This is a genomic window from Streptomyces sp. NPDC021115, assembly GCF_044333065.1.
In the GTDB taxonomy this organism is placed as follows: domain Bacteria; phylum Actinomycetota; class Actinomycetes; order Streptomycetales; family Streptomycetaceae; genus Streptomyces.
The window spans coordinates 1-20,384 of record NZ_JBIRQF010000006.1 but is presented as its reverse complement, the minus strand read 5'-3'; the positions used below and the strand labels follow the sequence as shown (position 1 = coordinate 20,384).

Here is a 20,384-nt window from a genome sequence, read left to right as displayed (position 1 = left end):
AGCGGTGGGCGGTCATCACGTCAGGACCTTCCGAATTCGCTGTTGATGATGTCGAAGATGTCTTCGGCGGAGGCGGAGTCCAGGTCACTTCCGTCCTCGTCGGTGCCGTCGCCCACCGTGGCGCTCCCGGTCTCGTTCCATGTCCGCAGCAGCGCTTCCAGCCGGGCCGTGATCCGGTCCCGTTCCGTCGTGTCGTCTGAGACGCCCGAGAGGGCGAATTCCAGCTTGTCGATCTCGGCGAGGACCGGGAGTTGCGGTGTGGTGTCCTCGTCGAGGAGTTCGGCACGCAGGGCACCGGCGAGCACGGCGGGTGTCGGATGGTCGAAGACCAGGGTGGCGGTGAGCTTCAGCCCGGTCGCCGCGCCCAGCCGGTTGCGGAGTTCGACGGCGGTGAGCGAGTCGAAGCCCAGCTCCTTGAACGCCCGGCCCGCCTCGACGGCCGTGGTGTCGTCGTGTCCGAGGACGGCGGCGACCTCCGTACGGACGAGGTCGAGCAGGACGCGGTCGGCCTCGGGCCCGGTGAGCCCCGCGAGCCGCTGCCGCAGGGACTCCGCCGGTGCCTCGGCCGTCGTCCCTTCGCCCGCGCTCTCGGCCCGGTCCGCCGCGAGGGCGCGGACGACCTCGGGCAGATCGGCGATCAGCGGACGGGGACGGGCCACCGTGAAGGTGGTGGCGAAGCGGTCCCAGTCGACGTCGGCGACGGTGACGGCGGTGTCGTTCCGGTCCAGCGCCTGCTGGAGGGCGGCGATGGCGGAACGCGGGGCCATCACCGGCAGCCCGAGGCGGCGCAGTTGCCCGGCCGCCTCGTCGTCGGCGACGAGTCCGCCGTCCGCCCACGGGCCCCAGGCCACGGAGGTGGCGGCGGCGCCCCTGGCGCGGCGCTGCTCGGCCAGCGCGTCGAGGAACGCGTTGCCCGCCGCGTACGCGCCCTGGCCGCCGCTGCCCCACACCCCGGCGATCGAGGAGAACAGCACGAACGCGTCCAGCTCGGTTTCGCCGAGCAGCGCGTCCAGATGGGCCGCGCCCGCGACCTTCGCGGCGACCACGTCGGCGACGTCCGCCGGGGTGGTCTCCGCGAGCGGTGCGAGCTGCCCCGCACCCGCCGTGTGCACGACCGCGGTGAGCGGGTGGTGCGGGTGTTCGTCGCGGATCCGGGCCAGCAGCCCGGCGACGGCGTCCCGGTCGGTCACATCGCATGCGGCGACGGTCACCTCGGCGCCCTTCGCGGTCAGTTCGGCCGCGAGCTGGTCGGCGCCGGGTGCCCGCTGCCCACGGCGTCCGGCCAGTACGAGGTGGTCGGCGCCGTGGTCCGCCAGCCAGCGCGCCACATGGGCGCCCAGCGCACCGGTGCCGCCGGTGACCAGGACCGTGCCCCGGGGCCGCCACGGCGCTCCGGTGGCCGGAGCGCGTTCGGCGTGGGCGAGGCGGCGGGCCAGGACTCCGGCCGTACGGAGCGCCAACTGGTCCTCGTGGTCGTCGCCGTGTCCGCCGAGCACGCCCGCCAGACGGTCGGCGGCCCGTTCGTCGAGCGTCGCCGGCAGGTCGATCAGACCACCCCAGCGCTCCGGGTGCTCCAGCGCGACCACCCGGCCCAGGCCCCAGATCTGCGCCTGTGCGGCGCTGCCCAGCGGCTCCGAGGCGGCGGTGGCGACGGCGCCGGTGGTGGCGCACCACAGCGGGGCGTCCAGGCCCGCGTCCCCGAGCGCCTGCACCAGCACTCCGGTGCGCAGCAGCCCGGTGGGCACGGCGGGGTGGTCGGGGTGCGGACGCGACTCCAGCGCGAGCAGCGACAGCACCCCGGACACCTGCTCATCGGCCGTGGCCCGGCGGATCCGGTCGGCCAGGGCCGCCCGGTCGAGGTCACCGGCGTCGGCCGGGGTGACGCGCCGGATGTCGGCGCCCCGGTCGGCCAGCGCGTCGACGATCCGGCGCACGGTGTCGGCCCGGTCGGCGGACCCGGCCGGTTCGACGACCAGCCAGACGCCGGGGACGGCGGCGAGCCGCGGCTCCTCCAGCGGCTTCCATGTGACGCGGTAGCGCCAGCCGTCGAGCGCGGACTGCTCACGTTCGCGACGACGCCACTCCGACAGCTCCGGGAGCAGCGCGCTCAGCGGCTGGTCCACGTCGATGCCGACCGCGTCCGCCAGCGAGGCGAGGTCGTCGCTCTCCACTGCCTCCCAGAACCGGGCGTCGGCCGTGTCGATGGCCGTGGCCGCCTGGTCGGGCGTGTGCCGCGCGGCGCCGTCGAGCCAGTAGCGCCGCCGCTGGAACGGGTACGTGGGCAGTTCGACGCGGTGTGCGCCGGTACCCGCGAACAGCTCCTCCCAGTCCAGGGCCGCGCCCCGGACGTGCAGGGTGGCGAGAGCGGCGGTCAGCGTCTCCGCCTCGGCCCGCCCGCCGCGCAGCACGGACACGAAGGCCACATCGTGCGGGCCCTCGTCGGTGACGCAGTCCTGCGCCATGCCGGACAGCACCCCGTCCGGGCCGAGTTCGACGTACGTGGTGACGCCCTGGGCCTCCAGCGCGCGCACTCCGTCGAGGAAGCGGACGGCGTGGCGGACGTGGCGCACCCAGTAGTCGGCGGCCATGCCCAGCTCGTCGGCCACCAGCTGTCCGGTGACGGTGGAGACGATCGGGATGCGCGGCGCGCCGTAGGCCAGCCCCTCGGCGACCTTGCGGAACTCGGCGAGCATCCCGTCCATGTGCGGGGAGTGGAACGCGTGGCTGACGCTGAGCCGCTTGGTCTTCCGACCCCGCGCCTCGAAGCCCGCCGCGATCTCCACCGCCGCGTCCTCGTCGCCCGCGATGACCACCGACGTCGGGCCGTTCACAGCGGCGATGCTCACGCCCTCGGTCAGCAGCGGCTCGACCTCGTCCTCCGCCGCCTGTAGCGCGATCATCGCGCCACCGGACGGCAGTTCCTGCATCAGCCGACCGCGCGCGGCCACCAGCGTGGCGGCGTCCGCGAGCGAGAGCACACCCGCCACATGCGCGGCGGCCAGCTCGCCGATGGAGTGCCCGGCCAGGACGTCGGGCCGCAGCCCGGCGGCCTCGGTCAGCCGGAACAGCGCGACCTCGACGGCGAACAGCGCGGGCTGGGTGAAGCCGGTCTGGTCCAGCGGCTCCTTCTCGTCGCCGAACAGTACGTCGTACAGCGGCCGTTCGAGGTGCCGGTCCAGCTCGGCGCAGACCGCGTCCAGCGCCTCGGCGAAGACGGGGCTCGCCCCGTACAGCTCACGGCCCATGCCGAGCCGCTGGCTGCCCTGCCCGGTGAAGAGCACGGCCGTACGGCCTTCCGTGGGCACGCCCCGGATCAGCTGCGCGGCGGACTCGCCCCGCGCGAGCGCGCCGAGGCCCGCGAGCAGCCGGTCCCGGTCCTGGCCGAGGACCACCGCACGGTGTTCCAGGGTGGACCTGGTGGTGGCCAGGGAGTACGCCACGTCCACGGTGTGGAGCCCGGTGTCGGCCTCGATGTGGGCGCGCAACCGCTCGGCCTGGGCCCGCAACGCGTCCTCGCCCTTGGCCGACAGCGGCCAGGCCACCACATCGGGCCGGACGAGCGGGCGCTTCTCGGCCTGCTCGGCGGGCGCGGTCGGCTCCGGGGCCTGCTCCAGGACCGTATGGGCGTTGGTGCCGCTGAAGCCGAACGAGGACACGCCCGCGCGGCGCGGACGGCCGGTCTCCGGCCAGGCCCGGGCCTCGGTCAGCAGCTCGATGTCGCCCGCCGACCAGTCGACGTGCGGCGACGGCTCGTCCACGTGCAGGGTGCTCGGCAGCACACCGTGCCGCATGGCGAGAACCATCTTGATGATGCCCGCCACACCGGCGGCGGCCTGCGTGTGGCCGATGTTGGACTTGATGGAGCCCAGCCACAGCGGCCGCTCCGGGTCCCGCTCCTGACCGTAGGTGGCCAGCAGCGCCTGCGCCTCGATCGGGTCACCGAGCCGGGTGCCGGTGCCGTGGGCCTCGACCGCGTCCACGTCCGCGGCCGACAGGCCCGCACCGGCCAGCGCCTGCCGGATGACGCGCTGCTGCGACGGGCCGTTCGGCGCCGTCAGACCGTTCGACGCGCCGTCCTGGTTGATGGCGGAGCCGCGGACGAGCGCGAGGACCGGATGGCCGTTGCGGCGCGCGTCGGACAGCCGCTCGACCAGCAGCATGCCGACGCCCTCGCCCCAGCCGGTGCCGTCCGCGCCCCCCGCGAACGCCTTGCACCGGCCGTCGGGGGCCAGTCCGCGCTGACGGCTGAACTCGATGAACGCACCGGGGCTCGACATGACCGTCACACCGCCCGCGAGCGCGATCGAGCACTCGCCCTGGCGCAGCGCCTGGATCGCCCAGTGCAGCGCCACCAGCGAGGCGGAGCAGGCCGTGTCGACGGTGACCGCCGGACCCTCCAGGCCGAAGGTGTACGCGAGGCGGCCGGAGACCACGCTGGCGGCGTTGCCGGTGGCGAGGTAGCCCTCGACATCCTCGGGGACCGTGTCCAGCGAGGCCAGGTAGTCCTGCCCGTTGGAGCCGACGAAGACACCGGCCGAGGTGCCGCGCAGCGTGGCCGGGTCGATGCCCGCCCGCTCGAACGCCTCCCACGAGGTCTCCAGCAGCAGCCGCTGCTGCGGGTCCATCGCCATCGCCTCACGCGGCGAGATCCCGAAGAAGCCCGCGTCGAAGTGGCCCGCGTCGTAGAGGAATCCTCCCTCGCGTGCGTAGAAGGTGCCCCGCTTGTCGGGGTCCAGGTCGTAGAGCGCGTCCAGGTCCCAGCCACGGTCGGACGGGAACTCCGCGATCGCGTCGCCGCCCGCCGACAACAGCTGCCACAGCTCCTCGGGCGAACGCACCCCACCCGGGAAACGGCAGCTCATCGCCACGATCGCGATCGGATCGTCGTCGGTCGCCACCGACACGGGCACCGGGCCCGAGGTGTCGACGGCGGTTTCCTCACCGACCAGTTCGCTGCGCAGATAGCCCGCCAGGGCGGATGCCGTCGGGTAGTCGAAGACCAGCGTCGCGGGCAGCTGAACACCCGTCGCCGCGTTCATCCGGTTCCGCAGCTCGACCGCCGTGAGCGAGTCGAAGCCCAGCTCACTGAAGGCCCGCTCGACCCCGATCGACTCCGAACCGTCATGCCCCAGCACCGCGGCCACCTGCGTACGCACCAGATCCAGCAGCAGCCGGTCCCGCTCGTCCGCACCCAGCCCGGCCAGCCGCGCGGCGAGCCCGCCTTCGGCAGACGCGCCACCGGTGTCCTGCTGGGCCTGCGCCACGTCCGCCGATTCCGCGAAGTCCACGATGAGGCGGCTCGGCCGTACGGCGGTGAACTCCGGCGCGAACCGGGCCCAGTCGATGTCCGCGACGGCCACCGCCGCATCGTCCAGGTCCAGCGCCCGCTGGAGGGCGGCGATCGCCACCTCGGCGTCCATCGGCGGCAGACCGCCACGGCGCAACCGCTGCTCCAGGCCCTTGTCCGCGGCCATACCGCCCTCGGCCCACGGGCCCCAGGCGATCGACGTGGCGGGCAAACCCTGGGCGCGCCGACGCTCGGCCAGCGCGTCCAGGGAGGCGTTGGCCGCGGCGTAGTTGCCCTGACCGGCGGCGCCGAACGTGCCACTGATCGAGGAGAACAGCACGAACGCCGACAGGTTCAGGTCACGCGTCAGCTCATCGAGATGCGCCGCCGCGGTCACCTTCGCCCGCAGGACCTTCGTGAAGCGCTCGGGGGTGAGCGCGTCGAGTACGCCGTCGTCGAGCACACCGGCCGTGTGGAACACACCGTTTAGCGGCAGTTCCTCCGGCAGCGACGCCAGCAGCTCCGCCAGCGCGTCCCGGTCGGCCACGTCACACGCGGCAACCGTCACCCGGGCACCCGATGCCGCCAGCTCATCCCGCAGCTCCACCGCACCCGGAGCATCCAGCCCACGACGGCTGGTCAGCACCACGTGCCCGGCGCCGTTCGCCACCAGCCAACGGGCCACCCGCGCGCCCAGCGCACCCGTACCGCCCGTGACCAGGGTCGTACCGTCACCCGGTGTCCAGGACCCGTCGGAGGAGGACGCGGATGCGGATGCCTGAACCAGTCGGCGTCCGAAAACGCCCGACGCACGCACCGCTACCTGGTCCTCACCGCCGACCCCGGCCAGCACCTCCGCCAGCCGCGCCTGCGCACGGTCGTCGGCCGCGGCGGGAAGGTCGACCAGACCGCCCCAGCGCCCGGGCAGCTCCAGCGCCGCCGCCCGGCCCAGGCCCCACAGCTGCGCCTGATCCGGGCTGACCGCGCCGTCCGAACGGCCCACAGCCACCGCGCCCCGCGTGGCCACCCACAACGGCGCACCGACACCCGCATCACCCAACGCCTGCGTCAGCGCCGCCGTGGTCAGCAACGCGTCCCCCTCGGCGAGGGCCAGCAAGGAGACCACACCGGCCACAGCCTCGTCACCAACAGCCGAAGTCAGCCGCGCCGCCACCGCGCCACGGTCCTCATCGGCAGCCAGCACGACCTGCGCCACATCGACACCACGGTCGTTCAGCATCCCGACGACACCGGCGACCCACGCGGACTCGGCCGCCTCAGCCGGTATCACCACGAGCCAACGGCCGCTCAGGGACGCGGTGGAACGGTCGGTGACCGGCTTCCACGACACCCGGTAACGCCAGCCGTCCACCGTCGAAAGCTCCGACTGCCTCCGCCGCCACGACGACATCGAGGGCAGCAGGGCTTCCAGCGCTTCATTGTCCTCGGCACCGAGACCCAGCGTCGCAGCGAGCGATTCCAGATCCTCGCGCTCGACGGCCTCCCAGAAGCGGGCGTCCACCGTGTTCAGCACCGTGCCATCGGCGGTGGCGGTGGCCTTCGACAGGTCGAGCCAGTAGCGACGGCGCTGGAAGGCGTACGTCGGCAGCTCCACGCGCCGCGCACCGGCCCCGGCGTAGAACGCCTCCCAGTCCAGGGCCACGCCCCGGACATGCAACGCGGCAAGGGCAGCCGTGACCGACTCGGCCTCCGCCCGCCCCTTGCGCAGCGCGGCCACGAACCCGGCGTCCTCGCCGGTCACACACTCCTGCGCCATGGCGGTGAGCACCCCGTCGGGCCCCAACTCGACGAACGTCGTCACGCCCTGCGCTTCCAGCATCCGCACACCATCCAGGAAACGGACCGCTTCGCGGACGTGGCGCACCCAGAAGTCGGCGCTGGTGATCTCCTCAGCGGATACCACGCCACCGGTCAGGTTGGACACGATCGGAATACGCGGCGCCTCGTACGACAGCTCCTCGGCCACCTCGCGGAACGCGTCCAGCATCCCGTCCATGCGCGGCGAGTGGAACGCGTGGCTGACAGTGAGCCGCTTGGTCTTACGACCCTGCGCCTCGAAGCCCGCCGCGATCTCCAGCGCCGCGTCCTCATCACCCGCGATGACCACGGACGTCGGTCCGTTGAGCGCGGCAATCGAGACCCGCTCGGTGAGCAGCGGCAGCACCTCGTCCTCCGACGCCTGCACCGCGACCATCGCGCCACCGGCCGGAAGCTCCTGCATCAACCGCCCACGGGCCGCCACCAGCTTCGCCGCATCCGTCAGCGAGAGCACACCCGCCACATGCGCGGCGGCCAGCTCACCGATGGAATGCCCGGAGAGGAAGTCCGGCGTCACACCCCACGCCTCGACCAACCGGAACAGCGCCACCTCGACCGCGAACAGGGCGGGCTGGGTGAACCCGGTCCGATCCAGCGCCCCGGAGTCATCCCCGAACAGGACGTCCCGCAGCGGCCGTTCGAGATGCGCGTCCAGCGCCTCGCAGACCGCGTCCAGCGCATCGGCGAACACCGGGTACGCGTCGTACAGCTCACGCCCCATCCCCAGCCGCTGGCTGCCCTGCCCCGTGAACAGGAACGCCACCTTGCCCGCCACCGGCGAGCCCTGCACCACGCCCGCGGCCGGTTCACCGGAGGCCAACGCCTCCAGCCCCCGCAGGAAGCCCTCACGGCCATCGGCCACCAGCACCGCACGGTCCTCGAACGCGGTACGCCCAGCCGCCAGCGTGTAACCGATCCCGGCCAGATCCACATCCCCATCGGTGGAACGCAGCCGGTCGAGCAGACGCCGGGCCTGCTCACCCAGCGCCTCCTGCCCCACAGCCGACAACGGCCACGGCAGCACCGGCGGCACGACGGACGGCCGCCCCGCCCCGGCCCCGGAGTCCTCCAGAACCGGCGGCTGCTCGATGATGGTGTGCGCGTTGGTCCCGCTGATGCCGAACGAGGAGATACCAGCGCGACGCGGACGGCCGGTCTCCGGCCACTCCACGCTCTCCGTCAGCAGCGAGACCGCGCCATCCGCCCAGTCCACGTTCGGCGACGGCGCATCCACATGCAGCGTCTGCGGCAGCACACCGTGCCGCATCGCCATCACCATCTTGATGATGCCCGCGACACCAGCAGCAGCCTGCGTGTGACCGATGTTGGACTTGATGGACCCCAGCCACAGCGGCTGGTCCGCGTCCCGATCGCGTCCGTACGTGGCCAGCAGCGCATGCGCCTCGATCGGGTCACCGAGCGTCGTACCCGTACCGTGCGCCTCGACGACATCCACATCGCCGGTCGTCAGCCCGGCACTGCTCAGCGCCTGCCGGATCACCCGCTGCTGCGACGGACCATTCGGCGCCGTCAGACCATTCGACGCACCGTCCTGGTTGATCGCCGAGCCACGCACGACCGCCAGCACCGGATGGCCGTTACGGCGCGCGTCCGACAGCCGCTCCACGAGCAGCATGCCCGCGCCTTCGCTCCAGCCCGTACCGTCCGCCGAGGCCGCGAACGACTTGCACCGGCCATCGGTGGCCAGGCCCCGCTGACGGCTGAAGTCCACGAACGTCTCGGGCGTGGCCATCACCACCGCACCACCGGCCAGCGCCATCGTGCACTCGCCAGAGCGCAGCGCCTGGATCGCCCAGTGCAGCGCCACCAGCGACGACGAGCAGGCGGTGTCGATCGTGACCGCCGGACCCTCCAGGCCGAAGGTGTACGCCACCCGACCGGAAGCGACACTGCCCGCGTTGCCGGTGCCGATGTAGCCCTCGACACCATCGGGAATCTCGCCCGTCCCGGAGAGGTAGTCGTGATAGATGACGCCCGCGAAGACACCGGTCTTGCTGCCGCGCGCGGTCGACGGGTCGATACCCGCGTGCTCGAACGCCTCCCACGAGGTCTCCAGCAGCAGTCGCTGCTGCGGGTCCATCGCCATCGCCTCGCGCGGCGAGATCCCGAAGAACGCCGGGTCGAAGTCCCCCGCGTCGTGCAGGAAGCCACCCTCACGCGTGTACGACGTCCCCGCGTGGTCGGGGTCCGGGTGGTACAGGCCGTCCAGGTCCCAGCCACGGTCCACCGGGAAGCCGGAGATGCCGTCGCCGCCCGTGGCGACCAGCTGCCACAGGTCCTCAGGAGTGCGCACCCCACCGGGGAAGCGGCAGCTCATCCCGACGATGACGATCGGATCGTCCGCCACCGCCGGGCTTGTCTCCACCCGCGTGGGCACGAGAGGCGCCAGGGCCTCCTCGGCACCCACCAGCTCCTCACGCAGATACCCGGCCAGGGCGGTCGGGGTCGGGTAGTCGAAGACGAGCGTGGCCGGAAGCCTCAGCCCGGTGACCGTCTTCAGGTCGTTGCGCAGCTCGACCGCGGTGAGCGAGTCGAAGCCCAGCTCCCTGAACGCCCGGCCGGGCTCCACCGCCTCCGGACCCGCGTAACCCAGCACCGCGGCGGCCCGCCCGCACACCAACTCCAGTAGCTCACGATCCTGTTCGGTCCGCGTGAGCCCGGCGAGACGCTGGGCGAGCGAGGAACCGTCGGTGGCCGTGACGGCCCCGGCAGTGGTCCGCCGGACCGGAGCCCGCACCAGACCACGGAACAAGGGCGGGACGACACCGGTCGCCGTCGCTTCGGTGCGCAGGCCCGCGTAGTCGAGTCGCATCGGGAACAGCACCGCCGTGCCGTCGGCACGCGCCGCGTCGAACAACGCAAGCCCCTCGTCGGCAGCGATCGGGGCGATCCCACCGCGCGCGATACGCCGCAGGTCGACCTCGTCCAGCGTGCTGCCCATGCCCGCACCGGCCCACAGACCCCAGGCCAGAGCGGTGGCCGGAAGGCCCTGCGCCACACGCCGCTGCGCCAGCGCCTCCAGGAACGAGTTGGCCGCGGCATAGCTCGCCTGCCCCGGCGCGCCGAACACCGCCGCCGCACCCGAGAACAGCACGAACGCCGACAGGTCACGATCCTGGGTCAGCTCATGCAGGTTCAGCGCCGCATCCACCTTCGGACGCAACACCCCCGCCACCCGCTCAGGCGTCAGCGACCCAAGAATGCCATCGTCCAGCACACCCGCCGTATGCACCACACCGGTCAGCGGATGCTCAGCCGGAATGGCCGCCAGTGTCTCGGCCAACGCCTCCCGGTCAGCCACATCACACGCCGCCCACGTCACGGTCGCACCGGCCGCCGTCAGATCGGCAGCCAGCTCGTCAGCTCCGTCGGCGTCGGCGCCCCGACGGCTCACCAGCAGCAGCTGCCGCACACCATGAGCCGAGACCAGATGGCGGGCGAAGAGGCCACCCAGCGTTCCGGAGGCGCCGGTGACCAGCACCGTGCCGTGCTCGTCGAAGGACGGAGCGGTGTCAGCGTCATCGGCGTTCGGCACCCGGGCCAACCGCGGCGCGAGCACCACGCCCCCGCGCAGCGTCAGCTCCTCCTCGTCCACGCCCAGCGCCGCGGGCACCGAACCGTACGAACCCTCGTCCACGTCCAGCAGCACCAGACGGCCGGGATTCTCCGACTGCGCGGAACGGAACAGACCACGCACAGCGGCCTGCGACAGATCCGCCACACCCGCACCCGGCACGGTCTCCACCGCGCCGCGCGTCAGCAACACCAGCCGCGCCCCGGCAAACCGCTCGTCGGTCAGCCACGACTGAAGCGAGGAGAGCATGGCCTGCGTGGCCTCGTGCACGGCCGACGCGTCGCCGCCGTCACCGAGACCGAGCAGCAGCACCGTGTCCGGCACCGCCGCCCCGGCGTCCACCGCCGTACCGAGCGCCGCCAGATCACCGTACCCGGCGAGTCGGATCCCGTTCCCGAACGCGTCGTCCAGCGCGGCCAGTTGCCCGGCGTCCGCACCGAGGACCGCCCACTCACCCGTCACCGCACCCGTCGCGGGCGCCGGAACGGCCGACCACTCCAGCCGGAACAGCGATTCGTGCAGCCCACCACGCGCCGCACGCACCTGGTTGGCCGAGGCCGGGCGCAGCACCACGGAGTCGACCGTGGCCACCGCGCGCCCCGTACCGTCGGCCACCAGCAGCGAGACCACATTGGACGACTGCTCGGACAGCCGTACCCGCAGCGCACCGGCTCCGGCCGCGTGCAACTGCACACCGCTCCACGCGAACGGCAGCAGCGCACCCTCCGCCGACGCCGCATCGCGGTCGAAGCCCTCAGCGCCGATGGCATGCAGCGCCGCGTCCAGCAGCGCCGGGTGCAACCCGAACCGCTCGGCTTCAGCGCCCGACGTCACCGCATCCTCAGGGAAGCCGACCTCGGCGTACAGGTCCTCGCCGAGCCGCCAGGCACCCCTGAGCCCCTGGAACACCGGCCCATAGCCGAGGCCCGCCCCGGCCAGCTCCTCGTACACCCCGTCGACCGCGACCGGCGTGGCACCCTGCGGCGGCCACACACCAAGGTCGTCCAGCTCAGCGCCCCGGACACCGACCACGAGCACACCGGCGGCGTGCCGCGTCCACGGCTCCGTCCCGAGCGCGTCCTGCCGACGCGAGTGCAGGCTGAACGCACGGCGACCGGACTCGTCCGGCCCCTCCACCACGAGCTGCACCCGCACCCCGGTGTGCTCCGGGAGCACGAGCGGGGCCTCCAGGGTCAGTTCGTCCAACCGCTCACAACCCACCTGCGCACCCGCAGCACACGCCAACTCCACAAAGGCCGTACCGGGCAGCAGCACGGTGTCCATGACCTCGTGATCCGCCAGCCAAGGATGCGTACGGGGGGAAAGCACTCCCGTGAACAGATAGCCATCGCCATCCGCGAGCGCGACCGCGGCACCCAGCAGCGGATGCTCGATGTCACCCAGCCCGACCGACTCCAGGTCACCCACCGCGAGGGCGGCGGCGCTGGGCCAGTACCGCGTGCGCTGGAAGGCATACGTCGGCAGCTCCACGCGCCGCGCACCGGCCCCTGCGAAGACAGCCGTCCAGTCCGGCGTCACGCCACGCACATGCGCCCGCGCGACAGCCGACAACAGCGCCTCAGCCTCAGGGCGATCCTTCCGCAGCGCGGCGGCGAACGCGGCGTCGGTGTCCTCACCGGTCACGCACTCCTGCGCCATCGCGGAGAGCACACCGTCGGGTCCCAGCTCGACGAACGTCGTTACGCCCTGCGCTTCCAACGTTCGTACGCCGTCCAGGAACCGCACCGCCTCGCGGACGTGGCGCACCCAGAAGTCGGCGGTCGCGATCTCCTCGGCGGACACCACTTCGCCGGTCAGGTTGGAGACGATCGGGATGCGCGGAGCCTCGTACGACAGCTCCTGCGCCACCTCGCGGAACGCCTCCAGCATCCCGTCCATGCGCGGCGAGTGGAACGCGTGGCTCACGGTGAGACGCTTGATCTTACGGCCCTGCGCCTCGAACGAGGCGGCGATCTCCAGCACCGCGTCCTCGTCACCGGCGATGACCACGGACATGGGCCCGTTGAGGGCGGCAATGCTCACCCGGTCGGTGAGCAGCGGCGCCACCTCGTCCTCCGACGCCTGCACCGCGACCATCGCGCCACCGGCCGGAAGCTCCTGCATCAAGCGGCCACGGGCCGCCACCAGCTTCGCCGCGTCCGCGAGCGACAGCACACCCGCCACATGCGCGGCAGCCAACTCACCGATGGAGTGCCCGGAGAGGAAATCGGGCCGCAGACCCCACGCCTCGACCAGCCGGAACAGCGCCACCTCGACGGCGAACAGCGCGGGCTGGGTGAACCCGGTCTGGTCCAGTACGGCGGCATCGTCGCCGAACAGCACATCCCGCAGCGGCCGCTCAAGGTGCAGATCCAGATGCGCACACACCGCGTCCAGGGCATCGGCGAACACCGGATAGGCGTCGTACAGCTCACGCCCCATCCCCAGCCGCTGGCTGCCCTGCCCCGTGAACAGGAACGCCACCTTGCCCTCGGCGACCGTCCCCTCGACCGCACCCGACGCGGACTCGCCCGCTGCCAGAGCGCCAAGCGTCCGCAGCAGCTCATCCCGGTCACCAGCGGTGACCACCGCACGCCGCTCCAGAGCAGCCCGACCCACAGCCAAGGCATGAGCGACATCCAGCGGCGCCAACTCCGGCCGCGCCTCGATGTGAGTGCGCAGCCGCGCGGCCTGCTCCCGCAGCGCCTCGGCGCTCTTGGCCGACAGCACGAACGGCAGGAGCCCGCCGAGCCCGTTTCCTTCAGGCGTCTCGGTCGGTTCGTCGCTCGCCGGGGCCTGTTCGATGATGGTGTGCGCGTTGGTGCCGCTGATGCCGAACGAGGAGATACCGGCGCGGCGCAAGCGGCCCGTCTCAGGCCACTCCACCCGCTCCGTCAGCAGCGACACCGCGCCCGCCGACCAATCCACGTGCGGCGACGGCTCATCCACATGCAACGTCCGCGGCAGCACACCGTGCCGCATCGCCATCACCATCTTGATGATGCCCGCCACACCGGCGGCGGCCTGCGTGTGACCGATGTTCGACTTGATGGACCCCAGCCACAGCGGCTGTTCCGCGCCCCGGTCGCGTCCGTACGTGGCCAGCAGCGCCTGGGCCTCGATCGGGTCACCGAGCGTCGTACCCGTACCGTGCGCCTCGACGACATCCACATCGCCGGTCGTCAGCCCGGCGCTGCTCAGCGCCTGCCGGATGACGCGCTGCTGCGACGGACCGTTCGGCGCCGTCAGACCATTCGACGCACCGTCCTGGTTGATCGCCGAGCCGCGCACGGTGGCAAGGACGGGGTGGCCGTTGCGGCGCGCGTCCGACAGCCGCTCCACGAGCAGCATGCCGACGCCTTCGCCCCAGCCCGTGCCATCAGCCCCGGCCGCGAAGGCCTTGATCCGGCCGTCCGCCGCCAGCCCGCGCTGACGGCTGAAGTCGATGAAGTTGTCGGGAGTGGACATCACGGTGACACCACCGGCGAGCGCCATCGAGCACTCACCACTCCGCAGCGCCTGCACGGCCATGTGCAGCGCGACCAGCGACGACGAACACGCAGTGTCCACGGTGACGGCCGGGCCTTCGAGCCCGAAGGTGTAGGCCACCCGGCCCGACACCACACTCGCCGCGTTACCCGTGCCCCAATGGCCCTCAAGTCCCTCGGGCGCCCGCTCGAGCAGCGACAGGTAGTCCTGTCCGTTGGTCCCGGCGAAGACACCGACCTGCTGACCACGCACCGTGGCCGGGTCGATGCCCGCCCGCTCGAACGCCTCCCACGAGGTCTCCAGCAGCAGCCGCTGCTGCGGATCCATCGCAAGGGCCTCACGCGGCGAAATCCCGAAGAACGACGCGTCGAAGTCGGCCACGTCGTAGAGGAAACCGCCCTCACGCGTGTACGTGGTCCCCTGATGCTCCGGGTCCGGGTCGTACACCCGGTCCAGGTCCCAGCCACGGTCGGACGGGAACTCCGCAATCGCGTCCCCACCCGCCGACAGCAGCTGCCACAGCTCCTCGGGCGAACGCACCCCACCCGGGAAACGGCAGCTCATCGCCACAATCGCGATCGGATCGTCGGCCACCGCAACCGTCGGCGCCACCACACCACCGGCCACCGCCACGTCCGAACCCAGCAGCTCGGCACGCAGGTGGTCGGCCAGGACGGCCGCGTTCGGGTAGTCGTAGACGAGCGTGGCGGACAGCTTCAGCCCGGTCGCCGCGTTCAGCCGGTTACGCAGCTCCACCGCGGTGAGCGAATCGAAGCCCAGCTCCTTGAAGGCACGCCCGCCCTCGACCGCCTCGGCCCCGCCGTGTCCCAGCACCGACGCGACCTGCGCACGCACCAACTCCAGCAGCGTCTGCACGCGCTCGGTCTCCGTCAGACCGGACAGCTGCTCGGCCAACGTCCCGGTCCCGGCGGTGGCGACCGTACGCGGCGCACCCGCGCCGTCCGACACCGGACGCGCCGCAGGCAGTTCGCCGAACAGCACGCTCGGCCGCACGGCGGCGAACCCGCCGAGGAACCGGTCCCAGTCGATGTTCGCGACCGTCACGGCGACCTCATCGAGGTCCAGCGCCCGCTGCATCGCGGCAAGCGCCGACTCGGGCGCCATCGGCGGCACCCCATCACGGCGCATCCGCCGCTCCAGCGCCTCATCCGCGGCCATACCGCCCTCGGCCCACGGACCCCACGCGATCGACGTGGCAGGCAGACCCTCCGAGCGACGCCGCTCGGCCAGCGCGTCCAGATAGGCGTTGGCCGCCGCGTAGTTGCCCTGACCGGCCGCACCCACCGAACCACTGATCGACGAGAACAGCACGAACGCCGACAGATCCAGCTCACGCGTCAGCTCGTCCAAGTGGAGCGCGGCGTCAGCCTTCGCCCGCAGCACCGAAGCGAACCGCTCGGGCGAGAGCGAGTCCAGTACACCGTCATCGAGCACACCGGCCGTGTGGAACACACCGTTTAGCGGCAGCTCCTCCGGCACCGACGCCAGCAGCTCCGCCAACGCGTCCCGGTCGGCCACATCACACGCGGCGACCGTCACCCGAGCACCCGACGCCGCCAGCTCATCCCGCAGCTCCACCGCACCCGGAGCATCCAGCCCACGACGGCTGGTCAGCACCACGTGCCCGGCGCCGTTCGCCACCAGCCAACGCGCCACCCGCGCGCCCAGCGCACCCGTACCACCCGTCACCAGCGTCGTACCGGCACCCGGTGTCCAGGACCCGTCGGAGGAGGACGCGGATGCGGATGCCTGAACCAGTCGGCGTCCGAAAACGCCCGACGCACGGACCGCTACCTGGTCCTCACCGCCAACCCCGGCCAGCACCTCCGCCAGCCGCGCCTGCGCACGGTCATCGGCCGCGGCGGGAAGGTCGACCAGACCGCCCCAGCGCTCGGGCAGTTCCAGCGCCGCCACCCGGCCCAGGCCCCACAGCTGCGCCTGATCCGGGCTGACCGCGCCGTCCGAACGGCCCACGGCCACCGCGCCCCGCGTGGCCACCCACAACGGCGCACCGACACCCGCATCACCCAACGCCTGCGTCAGCGCCGCCGTGGTCAGCAGCGCGTCCCCCTCGGCGAGGGCCACCAAGGACACCACACCGGCCACAGCCTCGTCACCAACAGCCGAAGTCAGCCGCGCCGCCACCGCGCCACGGTCCTCATCGGCAGCCAGCACGACCTGCGCCACATCGACACCACGGTCGTTCAGCATCCCGACGACACCGGCAACCCAGGCGGACTCGGCCGCCTCGGCCGGTATCACCACGAGCCAACGGCCGCTCAGGGAAGCCGTGGAACGGTCGGTGACCGGCTTCCACGACACCCGGTAACGCCAGCCGTCCACCGTCGAAAGCTCCGACTGCCTCCGCCGCCACGACGACATCGAGGGCAACAGGGCTTCCAGCGCGCCATTGTCCTCGGCACCGAGACCCAGCGTCGCGGCGAGCGATTCCAGATCCTCGCGCTCGACGGCCTCCCAGAAGTGGGCGTCCATCGCGTCGGGCACCGTGGCGTCGGACACGGCACCGGCCGCCGACACGTCCAGCCAGTACCGCGTGCGCTGGAAGGCATACGTCGGCAGCTCCACCCGCCGCGCGCCGGTGCCCTCGAAGTACGCGGCCCACTCCGGGGACCGGCCCCGGACATGCAGCAGGGCAAGGGCAGCCGTTACGGACTCAGCCTCCACCCGCCCCTTGCGCAGCGCGGCCACGAACCCGGCGTCCTCGCCGGTCACACACTCCTGAGCCATCGCCGACAGCACACCGTCGGGGCCGAGCTCGACGAAGGTGGTGGCGCCCTGCGCTTCAAGCGTACGGACGCCGTCGAGGAAGCGGACGGCTTCGCGGACATGCCGCACCCAGAAGTCCGCAGTCGTGATCTCCTCCGTGGAGACCAGCTCACCGGTCAGGTTGGAGACGATCGGGATACGCGGCGCCTCGTACGACAGTTCCTGCGCCACCTCGCGGAACGCGTCCAGCATCCCGTCCATGCGCGGCGAGTGGAACGCGTGGCTCACGGTGAGCCGCTTGACCTTGCGCCCCTGCGCCTCGAACGACGCCGCGATCTCCAGCGCCGCATCCTCATCACCCGCGATGACCACCGACGCCGGGCCATTCACGGCGGCGATGCTCACCCGCTCGGTGAGCAGCGGCAGCACCTCGTCCTCCGACGCCTGCACCGCGACCATCGCGCCACCGGCCGGAAGCTCCTGCATCAGACGCCCACGCGCGGCCACCAGCTTCGCCGCATCCGCCAGCGACAACACACCCGCCACATGCGCGGCAGCCAACTCACCGATCGAATGACCCGACAGGAAGTCCGGCGTCACACCCCACGCCTCGACCAACCGGAACAACGCCACCTCGACCGCGAACAGCGCAGGCTGAGTGAACCCGGTCCGATCCAGGACAGCCGCGTCATCCCCGAACAGCACATCCCGCAGCGGCCGCTCCAGATACAGATCCAGATGCGCACACACCTCATCCAACGCATCCGCGAACACCGGGAAGGCGCCATACAACTCACGCCCCATACCCAGCCGCTGACTCCCCTGCCCCGTGAACAGGAACGCCACCTTGCCACCGGCCACCGAACCCTCGACCAGGCCCGGGACGGACTCGCCCAGGGCCAGCGCGTCCAGGCCCTCGAGGAACGACTCGCGGGCAGTGGTGACGAACGCCGCGCCCTGTTCCAGCGTGGCACGGCTGGTGGCAAGCGAGAACGCAAGGTCGGTCGCGGTCAGTTCGGGGTGGGCCCGGACATGGGCGGCCAGCTGAACGGCCTGGGCGCGCAGAGCCTGTCCGTCCTTCGCCGACAACAGCCACGGCAGCGCGGCCAGCTCACGCGACTCGGGCGTCTCGGCCGGGGCGGCCGAAAGGGCCGGGGCCGGGGCCTGCTCGATGATGGTGTGCGCGTTGGTCCCGCTGATGCCGAACGAGGAGATACCGGCGCGGCGCAGACGGCCGGTCTCCGGCCACTCCACGTTGTCCGTCAGCAGCGACACCGCACCCGCCGACCAGTCCACATGCGGCGACGGCTCATCCACGTGCAGCGTCTGCGGCAGCACGCCGTGGCGCATCGCCAGCACCATCTTGATGATGCCCGCGACACCAGCAGCCGCCTGCGTGTGACCGATGTTGGACTTGATGGAACCGAGCAGCAGGGGCCGATCGGCGTCGCGGCCCTGGCCGTACGTGGCCAGCAGCGCCTGCGCCTCGATCGGGTCACCCAGCGTCGTCCCCGTGCCATGCGCCTCGACCGCGTCGACCTCGGCGGCCGACAGACCCGCACCGGCCAGCGCCTTACGGATCACCCGCTGCTGCGACGGACCGTTCGGCGCCGTCAGACCATTCGACGCACCATCCTGATTGATCGCGCTACCCCGCACGACCGCCAACACCGGGTGGCCGTTCTTCTCCGCGTCCGACAGCCGCTCCACCAGCAGCATGCCCGCGCCCTCGCCCCAGCCGGTGCCATCGGCACCGGCCGCGAACGCCTTGATCCGACCGTCCGCCGCCAGCCCGCGCTGACGGCTGAAGTCCACGAACGCCTCCGGCGTGGACATCACCGTGACGCCGCCCGCGAGCGCCATCGAGCACTCACCGCTCCGCAGCGCCTGCACCGCCATGTGCAGGGCCACCAGCGACGACGAACACGCAGTGTCCACCGTCACCGCCGGGCCCTCAAGACCGAAGGTGTACGAGATCCGGCCCGACACCACGCTCGCCGCGTTGCCGGTCCCCCAATGGCCCTCAAGCCCCTCGGGCGCCCGCTCGAGCAGCGACAGGTAGTCCTGACCGTTGGTCCCGGCGAAGACACCGACCTGCTGACCACGCACCGTGGCCGGATCGATGCCCGCCCGCTCGAACGCCTCCCACGACGTCTCCAGCAGCAGCCGCTGCTGCGGATCCATCGCCATCGCCTCACGCGGCGAAATCCCGAAGAAGCCGGGGTCGAAGTCCGCAGCGTCGTAAAGGAAGCCGCCCTCACGCGTGTACGACGTCCCCTGATGCTCCGGGTCCGGGTCGTACAGCCCCGCCAGATCCCAGCCACGGTCGGACGGGAACTCCGCGATCGCATCCCCGCCCGTCGACAGCAGCTGCCACAGCTCCTCGGGCGAGCGCACCCCACCCGGGAAACGGCAGCTCATCGCCACAATCGCGATCGGATCGTCGGCCAGCGCAACCGTCGGCGCCACCACACCACCGGCCACCGCCACGTCCGAACCCAGCAGCTCGGCACGCAGATGGTCGGCCAGGACAACCGCGTTCGGGTAGTCGTAGACGAGCGTGGCGGACAGCCGCAGACCAGTCGCCGCATTCAGCCGGTTACGCAGCTCCACCGCGGTGAGCGAATCGAAGCCCAGCTCCTTGAAGGCACGCCCGGCCTCCACCGCCTCGGCCCCACCATGCCCCAGCACCGACGCGACCTGCGCACGCACCAACTCCAGCAGCTCGCGGTCCTGCTCAGCCCTCGGGAGGCCGCTCAGGCGCTCGCCGAGAGGCGAGGCGGAGTCGGTGCCGACCTGTCCGGTCCCGGCGCCGGTCGCGCCACGCGTCCCGACCTCCGGGAGATCGGCGATCAGCGGGCTCGGCCGCACGACGGTCAGCGTGCGGGCGAAGCTCTCCCAGTCGATGTCCGCGACCGTCACGGCGACGTCATCGAGGTCCAACGCCTGTTGCAGCGCGGCGAGCGCAGACTCGGGCGCCATCGGCGGCACCCCATCACGGCGCATCCGCCGCTCCAGCGCCTCATCCGCGGCCATACCGCCCTCGGCCCACGGACCCCACGCAATCGACGTGGCAGGCAGACCATCGGCACGCCGACGCTCAGCCAACGCATCCAGATACGCATTGGCCGCCGCGTAGTTGCCCTGCCCGGCCGCACCCACCGAACCACTGATCGACGAGAACAGCACAAACGCCGACAGATCCAGCTCACGCGTCAGCTCATCGAGGTTCTGCGCCGAGGCGGCCTTGGCGCGCAGCACCCGCTCCAGGCGCTCGGCGTCCAGGGCGTCCACAACACCGTCGTCCAACACACCGGCGGCATGCACGACGCCGGTCAGCGGCAGCTCCTCCGGCAACGACGCCAGCAGCTCCGCGAGCGCGTCCCGGTCCGCCACGTCACAAGCGGCAACCGTCACCCGAGCACC

Annotated in this window: 1 protein-coding gene; it reads right to left on the bottom strand. The window is 72.1% G+C overall.

The annotated features are described in order from the left end of the window. Positions 1-20: 20 nt before the first annotated feature. A partial coding sequence (locus ACH4TL_RS20490) for a type I polyketide synthase (RefSeq protein WP_398425296.1) occupies positions 21-20,384 on the bottom strand: 20,364 nt, incomplete at its 5' end.